Annotated in this window: 15 protein-coding genes; all 15 read left to right on the top strand. The window is 42.2% G+C overall.

The window, feature by feature from the left end:
- Positions 1-2 precede the first annotated feature (2 nt).
- Positions 3-1,091, top strand: coding sequence for a carbamoyl phosphate synthase small subunit (locus EP57_RS08040; protein WP_036085739.1), 1,089 nt, complete (start codon positions 3-5; stop codon positions 1,089-1,091).
- The gene (gene carB, locus EP57_RS08035; protein ID WP_036085738.1) at positions 1,084-4,287 is read left to right on the top strand and encodes a carbamoyl-phosphate synthase large subunit; all 3,204 of its coding nucleotides are present in this window, start codon (positions 1,084-1,086) and stop codon (positions 4,285-4,287) included. The genes EP57_RS08040 and carB overlap by 8 nt, the downstream gene beginning before the upstream one ends.
- A 17-nt stretch (positions 4,288-4,304) precedes the next feature.
- The gene (locus EP57_RS08030; protein WP_036085737.1) at positions 4,305-5,069 is read left to right on the top strand and encodes a dihydroorotate dehydrogenase electron transfer subunit; all 765 of its coding nucleotides are present in this window, start codon (positions 4,305-4,307) and stop codon (positions 5,067-5,069) included.
- Positions 5,066-5,980: a dihydroorotate dehydrogenase gene (locus EP57_RS08025; RefSeq protein ID WP_036085736.1), complete on the top strand. Its 915-nt coding sequence runs from the start codon at positions 5,066-5,068 to the stop codon at positions 5,978-5,980. Before EP57_RS08030 ends, EP57_RS08025 begins: the two co-directional genes overlap by 4 nt.
- Positions 5,977-6,681 carry an orotidine-5'-phosphate decarboxylase gene (pyrF, locus tag EP57_RS08020; RefSeq protein ID WP_036085734.1) on the top strand — a complete coding sequence of 235 codons (705 nt, stop codon included), beginning with the start codon at positions 5,977-5,979 and terminating at the stop codon, positions 6,679-6,681. The genes EP57_RS08025 and pyrF overlap by 4 nt, the downstream gene beginning before the upstream one ends.
- Positions 6,678-7,307, top strand: coding sequence for an orotate phosphoribosyltransferase (gene pyrE, locus EP57_RS08015; RefSeq protein WP_036085733.1), 630 nt, complete (start codon positions 6,678-6,680; stop codon positions 7,305-7,307). Before pyrF ends, pyrE begins: the two co-directional genes overlap by 4 nt.
- Positions 7,308-7,654: 347 nt before the next feature.
- Entirely contained in the window at positions 7,655-7,936 is a 282-nt protein-coding gene (locus EP57_RS08010; RefSeq protein ID WP_036085732.1) for a DUF3130 family protein, read from the top strand.
- A gap of 33 nt (positions 7,937-7,969) precedes the next feature.
- On the top strand, positions 7,970-8,290 hold the full coding sequence (locus tag EP57_RS08005; protein ID WP_143812833.1) for a DUF3958 family protein: 321 nt from the start codon (positions 7,970-7,972) through the stop codon (positions 8,288-8,290).
- Entirely contained in the window at positions 8,277-9,497 is a 1,221-nt protein-coding gene (locus EP57_RS08000; protein ID WP_036085729.1) for a T7SS effector LXG polymorphic toxin, read from the top strand. Before EP57_RS08005 ends, EP57_RS08000 begins: the two co-directional genes overlap by 14 nt.
- A gap of 144 nt (positions 9,498-9,641) precedes the next feature.
- Positions 9,642-9,938: a WXG100 family type VII secretion target gene (locus EP57_RS07995; RefSeq protein ID WP_036085728.1), complete on the top strand. Its 297-nt coding sequence runs from the start codon at positions 9,642-9,644 to the stop codon at positions 9,936-9,938.
- A gap of 96 nt (positions 9,939-10,034) precedes the next feature.
- The gene (locus EP57_RS07990) at positions 10,035-10,352 is read left to right on the top strand and encodes a DUF4176 domain-containing protein (RefSeq protein ID WP_036085727.1); all 318 of its coding nucleotides are present in this window, start codon (positions 10,035-10,037) and stop codon (positions 10,350-10,352) included.
- Between the two features lie 19 nt (positions 10,353-10,371).
- Positions 10,372-10,788, top strand: a complete 417-nt coding sequence (locus tag EP57_RS07985) for a YwqH-like family protein (protein WP_036085726.1) — start codon at positions 10,372-10,374, stop codon at positions 10,786-10,788.
- Positions 10,789-10,815: 27 nt separating this feature from the next.
- The gene (locus EP57_RS07980) at positions 10,816-11,112 is read left to right on the top strand and encodes a hypothetical protein (protein ID WP_036085725.1); all 297 of its coding nucleotides are present in this window, start codon (positions 10,816-10,818) and stop codon (positions 11,110-11,112) included.
- Positions 11,096-12,922, top strand: a complete 1,827-nt coding sequence (locus EP57_RS16500; RefSeq protein WP_052167611.1) for a T7SS effector LXG polymorphic toxin — start codon at positions 11,096-11,098, stop codon at positions 12,920-12,922. Before EP57_RS07980 ends, EP57_RS16500 begins: the two co-directional genes overlap by 17 nt.
- Positions 12,922-13,254 carry a hypothetical protein gene (locus tag EP57_RS07970; RefSeq protein ID WP_036085724.1) on the top strand — a complete coding sequence of 111 codons (333 nt, stop codon included), beginning with the start codon at positions 12,922-12,924 and terminating at the stop codon, positions 13,252-13,254. Before EP57_RS16500 ends, EP57_RS07970 begins: the two co-directional genes overlap by 1 nt.
- Positions 13,255-13,468 lie beyond the last annotated feature (214 nt).

Below are 13,468 nucleotides of genomic sequence, written 5' to 3'. Positions count from 1 at the left end.
CAATGGAGAAACGGATTTTAATGTTGGAAGACGGAAATTATTTTATCGGTACGGCGATTGGCAGTGACCGCGAAACAATCGGTGAGGTTGTTTTTAATACAGGCATGACGGGATATCAGGAAACGATTACCGATCCGTCTTATTACGGGCAAATTATCACGTTTACATACCCGCTTGTGGGGAATTATGGCGTGAATCGTGACGACTTTGAATCCATTCATCCAGCTGTAAAAGGCGTGGTTGTGCGCGAGGCGGCAGAATTTGCTTCGAACTGGCGCAATCAACTAACGCTAGACCAGTTTTTAAAAGAAAAAGATATTCCTGGAATTGCAGGGATTGATACGCGAAAATTAACGAAAATTATTCGTAAAGAAGGAACGTTAAAAGGTATTCTAGCTCCTGAAAAGGCGGATAAGGAAGAACTGCTGCACCACTTGCGTTCAGTGCGTTTGCCGGTGGATCAAGTGCGTGAAGTTTCTTGTTCGAAGGCATTCACGAATCCCGGTGAGGGCAAACGTGTTGTGCTCGTGGATTATGGTGTGAAAAGTAGCATTATGCGCGAGTTGAACAAGCGTGATTGTGATATTACGGTCGTGCCTTACAACACAACGGCGGAAGAAATTTTGGCGATGCATCCGGATGGTGTGATGTTGTCAAATGGACCTGGGGACCCGAAAGATGTTCCTGAGGCGGTGGAGATGATTCGCGGATTGCAAGGGAAGGTGCCTTTGTTCGGGATTTGTTTAGGCCATCAATTGTTCGCGCTAGCTAATGGTGCAGATACGTTTAAATTGAAGTTCGGACATCGCGGGGCAAACCACCCAGTGAAGGAGCTTGCGACAGGTCGTGTTGATTTCACGGCGCAAAACCATGGCTATGCGGTGGACGCGGATTCGCTTGTTGGAAAAGAGATTGAAGTAACGCATATTGAGTTGAATGATGGGACAGTAGAAGGCTTGGCGCATAAGGAGTTTCCTGCTTACACGGTGCAATATCACCCAGAAGCGAACCCAGGACCAAGCGATGTGAACTACTTGTTTGACCAGTTTATAACAATGATGGAAAAGGAAGGGGCGGAACAAAATGCCTAAACGTGAGGATATTGAAACAATTTTAGTGATTGGTTCTGGCCCGATTGTCATTGGTCAAGCCGCGGAATTTGATTATGCGGGGACGCAGGCGTGTCTGAGTTTGAAAGAGGAAGGGTATCGCGTGGTACTTGTGAACTCCAACCCAGCGACGATTATGACGGATGTGGAGATGGCGGACAAGGTGTATATTGAGCCGATTTCGCTTGATTTTGTGTCACGGATTATTAGAAAAGAGCGTCCAGATGCTATTTTGCCGACGCTTGGTGGTCAAACGGGGCTGAATATGGCGATGGAACTTGCCGAAGCGGGCATTTTGGATGCTTGTGGTGTGGAAGTTTTGGGAACGGATTTGGTAGCGATTAAGAAGGCGGAGGATCGGGAAGCATTTCGTGATTTGATGCATGAGCTTGGCGAACCGGTTCCGGAGAGCGATATTATTCATAACTTGCAAGAAGCGCAAAATTTTGTTGCCAAAATTGGTTACCCGGTTATTGTTCGTCCGGCGTACACGCTTGGTGGTTCTGGCGGTGGAATTTGTCACAATGATGCGGATTTGGCGGAAATTGTGGCGAGTGGCTTGAAGCTTAGTCCTGTGACGCAATGTTTGCTAGAGCGCAGTATTGCGGGCTTTAAAGAAGTGGAATATGAAGTAATGCGTGATGCGAATGACAATGCGATGGTTGTTTGTAACATGGAAAATATCGATCCAGTCGGGATTCATACGGGCGATTCGATTGTTGTGGCGCCGAGTCAGACGCTTTCGGATCGGGAATACCAAATGCTTCGTGATGTATCGCTGAAAATTATTCGCGCGTTAGAAATTGAAGGTGGCTGTAACGTGCAGCTGGCGATTGATCCGGATAGCTACGAATATTACGTGATTGAGGTAAACCCACGTGTGAGCCGTTCTTCTGCGCTAGCTTCCAAAGCAACAGGTTATCCGATTGCCAAACTTGCTGCGAAAATTGCGGTCGGTTTGACGCTAGATGAAATGAAGAATCCAGTAACTGGAACAACGTATGCGCATTTCGAACCAACGCTTGACTATGTTGTCTCGAAAATCCCGCGCTTTCCTTTTGATAAATTTGAAAAAGCAGATCGTCGTTTAGGTACGCAAATGAAGGCGACAGGTGAAGTCATGGCGATTGGACGGAATTTGGAAGAGTCGCTTTTGAAGGCGGTTCGCTCGCTTGAAATCGGCACGACGCACTTGTATTTGGAAGAAGCAGAGAACGCGTCCGTAGAAGAATTAGAACGCAAAATTTGTTTCCCAGAAGATGATCGCCTGTTCTTCTTGGCCGCAGCGCTTCGTAAAGGCTGGACGATCGAAGACTTGCATGACAAAACGAAAATCGATTTATTCTTCTTATATAAACTTGCGAAAATTATCGAGCAAGAAGCAGTGATTGCGGAACATGTGAAAGATGAGGAAGTGTTACGTGAGGCGAAACGCAACGGTTTCAGTGACGGCGCGATTGCAAAATTGTGGGACATGACGGAACGAGAAGTATATGATTTCCGTAAAAACACAGGCATTATCCCGGTTTATAAAATGGTGGATACGTGTGCCGCGGAGTTCGAATCAACGACGCCTTACTTCTATAGTAGTTACGAAGATGAAAATGAGTCGGTGCGCTCTGAAAAAGAAAGCGTCATTGTGCTTGGTTCTGGGCCAATTCGGATTGGACAAGGTGTCGAGTTCGATTACGCGACGGTTCACTCGGTTTGGGCAATTCAACAAGCGGGTTATGAAGCGATCATTATTAACAACAACCCAGAAACGGTATCAACGGACTTCAGTATTTCCGACAAGCTATACTTTGAACCATTGACGCTAGAAGACGTGATGCATGTCATTGAACTGGAAAAACCGCTCGGTGTTGTCGTGCAATTTGGCGGCCAGACAGCGATTAATTTAGCAGACGGTTTGGCAGAACGCGGGGTTAAAATTTTAGGAACATCGTTAGAAGACATTGACCGCGCAGAAAACCGTGACAAATTTGAAAAAGCGCTTGTAGAACTTGGCATCCCGCAACCAGCTGGGAAAACAGCGACTTCCATCGAAGAAGCAGTAGCCGTGGCAACAAACATTGGTTACCCGGTGTTAGTACGACCTTCCTACGTGCTTGGCGGGCGCGCAATGGAGATCGTGGAATCCGAAGAAGCGTTGCGTTATTACATGAACAATGCCGTCAAAGTGAACCCGAAACATCCAGTACTAGTCGACCGTTACGTTCAAGGACAAGAAGTCGAAGTCGATGCGATTAGTGACGGCACAAACGTTGTCATTCCAGGTATCATGGAACATATCGAACGCGCCGGCGTCCATTCTGGTGACTCAATCGCCGTTTACCCAGCGCAAAGCTTGTCGCAACATGTGAAAGACACGATCGTAGACTACACAACACGCCTTGCAAAAGGGCTTCACATCATCGGCATGCTCAACATTCAATACGTCGTGGCAGACGAAGATGTCTTTGTTATTGAGGTAAATCCAAGATCAAGCCGTACCGCGCCATTCCTAAGCAAAATCACCGACATTCCGATGGCAAACGTTGCAACGAAAGTCATTCTCGGTAAAACATTGCTGGAACTTGGCTACAAAGAAGGCTTGGCCCCAGAAAAACAAGAAATTTTTGTGAAGGTGCCGGTGTTCTCGTTTGCGAAATTGCGTAGCGTGGATACATCGCTTGGACCTGAAATGAAATCGACTGGGGAAGTTATGGGGAAAGATTGCACGCTTGAAAAGGCACTGTACAAAGGTTTTGTCGCAAGTGGAGTGAAGATGTTAGATTACGGGACGGTGCTTCTAACGGTGGCGGATCGTGATAAAGCAGAAGCCACAGCGCTTGCAGAACGTTTTAAAAATATTGGTTTTACAATTATGGCGACATCGGGAACGGCGCTAGTTCTAGAAGAGCACGGGATTCCGGTTTCTAAAGTGAAGAAAATCGGCGAGAACCAAGAGACATTGATTGATTATATTCGCAACGGCCAAGTGACGCTTGTCGTGAACACATTGACGACGGGTAAACAGCCAGAGCGTGACGGATTCCAAATTCGTCGGGAATCTGTCGAAAATGGTGTACCGGTTTGTACATCGCTTGATACAGCGGAAGCGATTTTGCGTGTATTAGAATCGCGGTCATTCGAGATGGAAGCAATGCAACCAGCACGGGTAAGCGAGACAGTCTAGAGAACGGGGTGAGAAACATGAGACAAACAGAAATGAAAGTTGTAAGCCAAAAGTTAATCGCAGATCGTGTGTTTGAGCTAGTTTTAAAAGGGGATGTTGTTCTGGAGATGAATCCAGGGCAATTTATGCAGCTCAAACCGCGACGGGCGGACTTGCTTTTGCGGCGACCGATTAGTATTTGCGCGATTGATAAGGACTTGGAGCAGTGCACGTTATTGTATCGTGTTGACGGTGATGGGACAGCGGATTTTGCAAAACTGGAGGCGGGTGACGCAATCGATGTGATTGCGCCGCTTGGCAATGGTTTTTCACCGCAAGAAACAAAGCCTGGCGAGCATGCTTTACTGATTGGTGGGGGCATCGGTGTTCCGCCGCTTTATCAGCTTGGCAAAGAACTAGTGGCGCAAGGCTCGACGGTGACGTTTGTCTTAGGTTTTAGCTCAGCCAAAGATGTGTTTTATGAAAAAGAAATGGGAGAACTAGGGGATTGCTTCGTAGCGACAGTGGACGGGACGCGTGGTGTGCAAGGTTTTGTAACGACGATTACAGATGCGCTTGATTTTGTGCCTGATACGGTGTACAGTTGTGGCCCGACCGCGATGCTACGCGTTGTTTCCGAACGTTTTGATGATTCACGCACCTTCTTATCTTTAGAAGAACGGATGGCGTGTGGCGTTGGCGCTTGCTATGCTTGCGTTTGTCAGCGCACGGATGATCCGACGAAAAGTTTGAAAGCGTGCGATGAAGGTCCGGTTTTCCGCGCTGGGGAGGTAGTCATATGAACCGATTAGCCGTTGAAATTCCAGGATTATCATTGAAAAACCCAATTATGCCGGCATCTGGATGTTTTGGCTTTGGGAAAGAGTACAGTAAATTTTACGATTTAAACAAGCTTGGCGCTATTATGGCAAAGGCAGTCACGCCAGAACCGCGCTATGGCAATGCAACGCCGCGTGTGGCGGAAACACCATCCGGCATGTTAAATGCGATTGGTTTGCAAAATCCGGGATTAGAACATGTGATGGCGCACGAAATGCCGTGGCTGGAGCAGTTTGAAACACCGATTATTGCGAATGTAGCAGGGGCATCCGAAGAAGATTATGTGAAAGTGTGTAGCCGAATTGGTGATGCACCAAACGTAAAAGCCATCGAACTAAACATTTCTTGTCCGAACGTCAAACATGGAGGTATCGCTTTTGGAACGGATCCAGAAGTCGCTTACCAGCTCACAAAAGCAGTAAAAGCAGTGTCTAGCGTGCCGATTTACGTGAAGCTTTCGCCAAACGTAACCGATATCGTCCCAATCGCCAAAGCTATCGAAGAAGCAGGCGCAGACGGCTTAACGATGATTAACACCTTGCTTGGCATGCGAATCGATTTAAAAACGCGCAAACCAATTTTGGCAAATGGCACGGGTGGCTTATCAGGACCATCTATCAAACCTGTCGCCATCCGCCTCATTCACCAAGTGCGCGCCGTTTCGAATATTCCAATCATCGGCATGGGTGGCGTCCAAACTGTCGACGATGTCCTCGAATTTCTCATCGCAGGCGCAGATGCTGTGGCAGTAGGTACGCTAAACTTCACCGAGCCTCACATCTGTCCCAACTTGATTGATGCTTTGCCAGCCCGCATGGACGAACTAGGCATCACCACATTAGCCGATTTAAAAAAGGAGAGAGAAAACGTATGACAAAACCAATAATCGCGCTTGATTTCGCGTCTTACGCCCAAGTCGAAGCCTTTTTAAAACGATTTCCAAAAGGAGACACGCTTTCCGTCAAAGTCGGTATGGAACTTTTTTACCTCGAAGGCCCGCACTTAGTCGAGCGCCTCAAACACGACGGTCACGAAATTTTTCTAGATTTAAAATTACATGACATCCCAAACACCGTCAAAAGTGCCATGATTGGCCTCGCACGTATGGGTGTAGACATGGTAAACGTGCATGCCGCAGGAGGTCGCGCGATGATGGAAGCTGCCCTCGAAGGCCTCGAAATCGGTTCTAGCTCCTCTCGCCGTCCGCGTCTCATCGCTGTTACGCAACTAACAAGCACGAGCGAAGCTGAAATGCAGTCCGACCAACTCATCCAAGCAAGCCTGATGGATTCCGTGCTACATTACAGCACTTTAGCGAACGAAGCAGGACTAGACGGAGTTGTCTGTTCCGCACTAGAAGCCAGCAAAATTAAAGACATCACCCGTCCCGAATTTTTACGCGTCACACCAGGAATCCGTTTAGAAACGGACGCAAAAGACGATCAAAAACGCGTCGTAACACCACATCAAGCCCGCGAAATCGGCGCAACAGCAATCGTCGTCGGCAGGTCTATCACCAAAGCAAGCGACCCGTACCAAGCATACGAAACCATTTTAAAGGAGTGGAACAAATGACAACCGAAAAACAAGTAGCCGAGCAACTATTAAAAATAAAAGCCGTATTTTTGCAACCAAACGATCCATTCACGTGGGCATCAGGGATCAAATCCCCAATCTACTGCGATAATCGCTTGACATTAGGATTTCCAAAAACCCGTCAATTCATCGCAGCTGCACTCGCAGAAAAAATCAAAGTCGCATTTCCAGACGTTGAAGTATTAGCAGGAACCGCAACAGCCGGAATCCCGCACGCAGCATGGGCAAGCGATATCCTAGACTTACCAATGATTTACGTCCGCTCGAAAGCAAAAGAACATGGCAAAGGCAACCAAATCGAAGGACCAATCGCAAAAGGTCAAAAAGTAGTCGTAATTGAAGACTTGATTTCAACAGGAGGTAGCTCCATCACAGCCGTAGAAGCCTTGCGCGAAGCCGGATGCGAAGTCCTTGGAATCGCTGCTATCTTTACATACGGATTAGAAAAAGGAAAAACATTGCTCGGCGAAGCGAACGTGGAAGTAGCAGCACTTACAAACTACGAAACACTACTAGAAGTCGCTTTGGACGAAGGCTACGTATCAGAAGGCGACATGGCGACGTTAAAAGAATGGAATAAAGACCCTGAGAAGTGGGGAGAATAATCGATGTAAAGAAGCATGCAAGGGAATTTGTATGTTTCTTTGTTTTTTTGAATATATTTTTAACAATAGATGGCATATTCCGATTTAAACCTGTTTTTGTGATAAATTTGCAAGATATAAAGTAAATGGATGAGATGTATATTAGACGAATAATGTTGGATATTTGCATTATATCATTTAAAGTATAGTAAATAAGCTAGCATCATTATACATAAGGGAAATCTTTACAGAATTGAAATCGTTTGCTATAATTAGCGTGTTCAATACCTTGTAAATAGAAAATCGGTTGATGGTTTCTATTTAGAATGACTTGTGAATAATAATACAAATAAAAGGAGGTGATAGATGTGGGTGAACTAAAGGTGAGATTTGATGTAATGCAAAAATATAGTAATGATTTAAAAAAAGAAGCAGGGAAGATAAATAATGAACTTATTAATAAAGCAGATATTTCTAATTCTGATGGGAGTATAAAAAAAATAAAGGATACTATGCTGAATTTCAACGCAATGTTAGATCAAATGAAGATATTGGTAAATATAGATTCAGAACGAATTGCATTACTTGGAGAGGCATTTCAGGAACAAGATGCTGGTCTGGCTACAAGTATGGAACAGGAGGGAGAATAGTTCATGGTAGAGGACAAGTTGGAGATATACCAAATGAATTTAAAAAGCTTAGAAGAAGAAAAACTTAGCATTGATAAGAAAAAGCAGGATTTGAATTTATTGGAGTATGAACTATTTGATTTGAAAAAGAAACAAAGAAACATATTAGAGGCGCTTCACGAATCGTGGCGAGGAGAAAAAGGGCGTCATATCATGTACCAAATGGATGATGAGGGAAACCGTTTCTCACAAAATGGAACTCATTTTATTGCAAAAGAAAATGAAAGATTGGACCAAGAAATGAAAAAAATAAATAGAGAAATATGTCGAATTGAGGCGGAGAAGAAGGTAGGGATGGCAAATGACGAAATTTGATGTACAAGAGATTATTAATTATCAAAAAGCATTGGAGCAATGTAACATAGAGACTCATTCACAATTAAGCAGTTTGAAAACTAAATTACTTGAATTTATTTTAGATAGTAATATTACTGGCGAAGCAGTTAATGCAGCAAAAGAATACTACAATCAATCATATATGGGGGTGTTTCGCTTAATAGAAGACGCCATGAATATTGCTGAACGTGAAATAAGTATATATCTCACGCATTTTTATTCTCAAGTAGATGATTCGAGGGATGCTGTGATTGATACAGATGGTTTAGCTTTTATAGAGGCTCAGATTCTTAGCTATAAAAATAGCTTGGAAAACTTGCAGAGAAATATAACAATTGGTATGGGAACATATTATCAAAATCAAATTTTTCAATTAGAAAACGGTTTGGTCGATTTGTATAAGAGAGAGGATATCTTAAATAAATTTATTGCTTTTGAGCAAACACATGTGGGGCATTTTGACAGACTAGATGAGTTAATAAAAATAATTTCTCATACATTTAGTGAAATGATGTCCCATGTTCAATTTAATGAATCGACTGGTATGTACGATTTTGCAACATTTAATTATACTGTATTAAATGATCTCAAGACAGCTGTATACCATACTATGTTTGATAAAGAGATGGAAAAAGAACTAGAGTCCTGCCATGTCTATGCTATTCCAATGATTAATCCAGAAAATGGAGAAGTTTGGTTCCGCTGGGTTATTGAAAAAGATGGTGTTAATTATCCAAATAGAGATCTTCAAATCTATGTACGAGAGATAGGTAAATATTTACCTAAGGATAAACTCACGTATATCACTCCAGAGCTACTCGAGGATAAGAGAATAGAGGCTGGGAAGCAAGGCAAAAATTATGATGCAGGTGAAATATATTCATGTGCTTTAGGGGATATTTATTCTATGTCATCTCACGTAGAAAGTGCAGATAGGTGGGCTCAGAAAACAGGTGTAAAGGAAGCAGTTACAGCAGTTATAGACGCAGGATTGACTATTGGATCTTCTTATCTATCGCCAAATAGTCTATATTTATCATACTATAAACCATCAGGAAAGGGAGATATAGGTGATATAATTAGTGCTTTGACAGACATTGATACGGAGGGGGCACCAGTTGAAGGGTCAGAGATTGATCTGGAAGCCCTTGTAGAGGCATTAAATAAGGGGAAGCAGAATGAGTAATATCGACATTTATCAGTTAATATAAACTCGTATTTACCTTGTTCATTATTCCACAAAAAGCTTTACAAATATGAAAGCGTTTGCTATAATCATTTTGTGGATAAGATTCCATAAAAATACTAAATATAAGGAGATGAATGGTAAATGTCAGGTCAAATTAGAATGAGTCCAGAAGAATTACGTAACCGTTCCAGAACATACGGAACAAAAGGAAATGATATCGATCAAATTTTAAGAGAATTAGAACAACTGCAAGAACAATTACGCGGAGAATGGGAAGGGGAAGCGTTCCGTAAATTCGACGACCAATTCCAACAATTAAAACCAAAAGTAAAAAACTTCTCTGATCTAATGCACCAAATCGAGCAACAATTAGCGAAAACCGCCGATGCTGTACAAGAAAACGACGCAAACTTGGCACGTAATTTCGGCTTGAACTGAGTTCACCATAGACTAGCATAGCTACATATAGTCTTTGGAATAAGGATAAGGCCATGTGAAATTGCATGGTCTTTTATTTTGAATGGAGGTTATTTTATGGAACAAGAAAATAGATTTTTACCACTAGGAAGTATTTGTATTGTGGAAGGGAATACAAAGAAAATCATGATTATTGCTAGGGCACTTGCGGTGAAGGTAGGAGAGAAGACCTATTATTTTGATTACGGAGCGAGTCTTTACCCAGAAGGAATGATTGGTGATAGTTTGATTTATTTTAATCAGGAGAATATTGCAGATGTCGTGCATGAAGGATTCAGAGATAAAGAAAACGAAGAGATGGAGAATAATATTGTTAAATGGGTAGAGCAATGCCCTTTTCCTAAAGGTGATCCGCTAAGCTTGATAAATACTTAGGTAGGGAGATGTCTGGATAGTGGCCAGTGTGGATGAATTAAAAAATGAACAAAGAAAAAATCAAGTTAAGATGGACCAGTGCCTTAGTGATAGTGCTTCAATAGATGAAAAGCTAGAGCGTTTAGAAATAGCTAAGAAAAAAGTGGATGAAGTTTTGCAAAGTGCGAAATCACTGAAAGATGCAGTAGAAAAACAAAATGAAGAAGTTGCGACTTGGAAAGGAACAAAATTTAATACGTATCGCAACATGATTGAAAATAATTTCAACCCAGATTATAAAACATTATGCGATCGATTAGATGAATATTATGATGATATTTGCGATAAAATTACCCAGTTAGAAAATGAGCGGAGTGATCAAGACGGATTGTTTGGCTGGTTCAAAAGTAGGGTGAACGATATTGGAAATCAAATCGAGAAGCTAGTCCATAGCTAAAAAGCATAGATGAAAGGAGCTAAGAATATGGCTTATAACATTGTTCAAATTAATGAAGTTCCATTTGCAATGGCGGTTTCACTTGCTAAAGGCAGTGTGGATGCGATATATAAACCAGTTTGCGAAGTTTTACCGGATGTATCATCTCGCTCAATTGCTTTAGATGAGTATACAGCCCAACTTTTAGAATTACAATCATTGATTGGATTGTATCAAAGTCTTGCTAGTGCTGATTTGCAAACTATTCAAGCGATTGGTAACTCGTTAATCGAAAAAGATCAAACATTAGCGAGAGAGGGGTTCTCGGATGTCGTACCTAATTAAATATGATGATATCACGAGTTTTAGTTCCTACGCTGGGCAGAAGTTAAATTCGTATCAGGAGCAACTAGATACGATTCAAGCTAGTTTACAAGGTATCGTAAGCTTGGATCAATTAAAAGGAAATGCCGCTGATAGCATTAAGAATTATCTTAATGAAGTGCATTATACCCTCATTATCTCGATTCAGCAGTTGATAGCAGAGTATCAAGTCCGGTTGCTACTTTATAAAGATGGCTATTATCAAGAAATTGACTCAGATCTTCACACCCAAATCGATGAGGATCTTCTGGTCAATAAAAAATCATTTTTTAGTACCTCAAGTACCGGTTTTGAAAATACGTATTCTGATTTTGTGGCGGCAATCAGTAATATACAAGATATTTTGCCTGATGGTTCCGTCAAGCCAGATTTTTTACGGCAAGATTACTCAGGTGTTGACACACACATCACTAAACTAAAAGAGAAGACAGGGACTTATGAGCAGCAGCACCAAAAAGATGATTTAACAAATTTTAAAAGTATGCTATTATCAATTCAACAGCTTATTAAAGAAAATCAAGCCAAGCCTCAAGGTGTGACTACTTATCAAGCTGGAGATTTGGCTTCATTTCCAAGTGCTGCTGGCTTAGATGAGGCACTGAAAAAGTCGGGTGAGTTTTTTCAAGGAAATAGTGCAACGATAGAGGCAGCAAGTGGTAGAGAAAATGAACGATGGGACGTATTACAGGCGGAATACGAGGCCGAGTTAGCAAAAGAGCGTGAAAAAAATGGCTGGCTTCAGATTGTTGGTGGTGCAGCAGCATTCCTGATTGGAGGAGCAGCAATCGTTTTAACAGCGGGAGCAGCAACACCGCTTGTCGTTGCAGCTGTTGCCTTTGGCGGTAGCGCGATGGCGTATGGTATTTCGGAAGTGCACGAAGGTAGCGAGAATGTAGACTATGGTAGAGCTGGGGATGCTCATTCATTTGCCTGGAATCCACTTCGAGATACTGTTTTCATGGGAAATCAAGATGCTTACAATGTTTTTGGTACAATCGCTGTGACAGGTAGTTCCATTATAATTCCAGGAGCACTAGCTTATCGAAGTGCTGCAAAGGTGGGACAAATAATTGGTGTCGGAGAAATTGCAGGAACCGCAATGGCAAGGACCGCTGTTGGAGAAATCGCTGGATTCGCGATCAATGCCAAATTACCAGCGATACTTGAACCATATGTTGGAAGTGGTTGGGCTACTGGCATTGGATTTGCTGCTGCGATGGTGGCATCAGCAGGCGGTGGAGCTTGGGCGGCACGTGGAATTAATAGTGCGTTAGATATTCCGACTACTGGTATATTTAAGCCCCGTGTGGTGGCTGATGAGGCAGTTCCTACTATAAAACCTACCAAGCCTTTAAAACCAGTGAAAGAGATAGAGATAGTAGATGCAAAGGGTAAGCCATTAGGTGAGTTCGATGAAATTGATATTGAAAAAGGTATTTTTTATGAAGATAAGCAAGCCAAGGGGTTAAATGTACTTAATCCCAGAACACAACTACCTGCTCAGACGCCTATTCAGTTTGCAGAAAAACAAATTTATCAAAAAACGGCTAATAGGATTAGAAACTTAGAAGATGCAGATGCAACTAGGGCAACAGTGAATGGAAGTAAATCAATTCCAACGATAGAGGAAATTAGAGGGATTAAGAAATTTATCTTTAGACTAGATGGCGATACAGCAGAGCTAAGGGAAGCGGTTGAGCAAAGTATCGAAAAATTAAGAAATGAATTTCCTAATCATTCTTTTGATGTAATTTTTGGAGGTGATAAATAATGTCTATAGGAATTATTGTTGATGAACCACGTAGTGATGATGAGAGGCTATTCTTCATACCAGTTGCAACAGAGGAAGCTTTTAAAAAATATTGGTTGAAGGCAAGTCAGGATATGCAGTTGATGTGGGTTCCTATTTTTGAAAGTGGTGTAGTTATAGAAGCGGAGGATTTGGAAGCAATTGTTGATGAACTAAAAAAAGTTAAAGTTTGGAGTTTGGAGAACATAGAAAATCTAGAGATTCAAAAAGGGGCGGTTGATAGAATTGACTATATTATCGGTACGCTACCAAAAGGGTTTGCTCAACGAGATACCAAACTTTATATAGGCTAGCATTCAAATAGTTATTCTGTACAATGATTTTTTGTGTTGAATTTGGAATGAGATTTTAAGATATTGATTAAAAGAATAAAGAGCAGATTATAATCAGCTGAAAAACAAACACTTGGTTATAAAAGTTCTATAGACTCGAAATCGGTTCTCTACACAGGGGATAAAACCGAATTTCAAGTCTATAGAATATGTTACTATGAGAATAATATGCTCT

The sequence above is a fragment of the Listeria booriae genome (genome assembly GCF_000766865.1).
GTDB classification, from domain to species: Bacteria; Bacillota; Bacilli; order Lactobacillales; family Listeriaceae; genus Listeria_A; species Listeria_A booriae.
The sequence above is the reverse complement of the archived record's forward strand: the minus strand, read 5'-3'. Positions and strand labels throughout refer to the sequence as shown.

Bases quoted from the DNA above. Each gene is read 5' to 3' on its own strand.
- EP57_RS08040 (WP_036085739.1), top strand. From the start codon at position 3: ATGGAGAAACGGATTTTAATGTTGGAAGACGGAAATTATTTTATCGGT.
- carB (WP_036085738.1), top strand. From the start codon at position 1,084: ATGCCTAAACGTGAGGATATTGAAACAATTTTAGTGATTGGTTCTGGC.
- EP57_RS08030 (WP_036085737.1), top strand. From the start codon at position 4,305: ATGAGACAAACAGAAATGAAAGTTGTAAGCCAAAAGTTAATCGCAGAT.
- EP57_RS08025 (WP_036085736.1), top strand. From the start codon at position 5,066: ATGAACCGATTAGCCGTTGAAATTCCAGGATTATCATTGAAAAACCCA.
- pyrF (WP_036085734.1), top strand. From the start codon at position 5,977: ATGACAAAACCAATAATCGCGCTTGATTTCGCGTCTTACGCCCAAGTC.
- pyrE (WP_036085733.1), top strand. From the start codon at position 6,678: ATGACAACCGAAAAACAAGTAGCCGAGCAACTATTAAAAATAAAAGCC.
- EP57_RS08005 (WP_143812833.1), top strand. From the start codon at position 7,970: ATGAATTTAAAAAGCTTAGAAGAAGAAAAACTTAGCATTGATAAGAAA.
- EP57_RS08000 (WP_036085729.1), top strand. From the start codon at position 8,277: ATGACGAAATTTGATGTACAAGAGATTATTAATTATCAAAAAGCATTG.
- EP57_RS07995 (WP_036085728.1), top strand. From the start codon at position 9,642: ATGTCAGGTCAAATTAGAATGAGTCCAGAAGAATTACGTAACCGTTCC.
- EP57_RS07990 (WP_036085727.1), top strand. From the start codon at position 10,035: ATGGAACAAGAAAATAGATTTTTACCACTAGGAAGTATTTGTATTGTG.
- EP57_RS07980 (WP_036085725.1), top strand. From the start codon at position 10,816: ATGGCTTATAACATTGTTCAAATTAATGAAGTTCCATTTGCAATGGCG.
- EP57_RS16500 (WP_052167611.1), top strand. From the start codon at position 11,096: ATGTCGTACCTAATTAAATATGATGATATCACGAGTTTTAGTTCCTAC.
- EP57_RS07970 (WP_036085724.1), top strand. From the start codon at position 12,922: ATGTCTATAGGAATTATTGTTGATGAACCACGTAGTGATGATGAGAGG.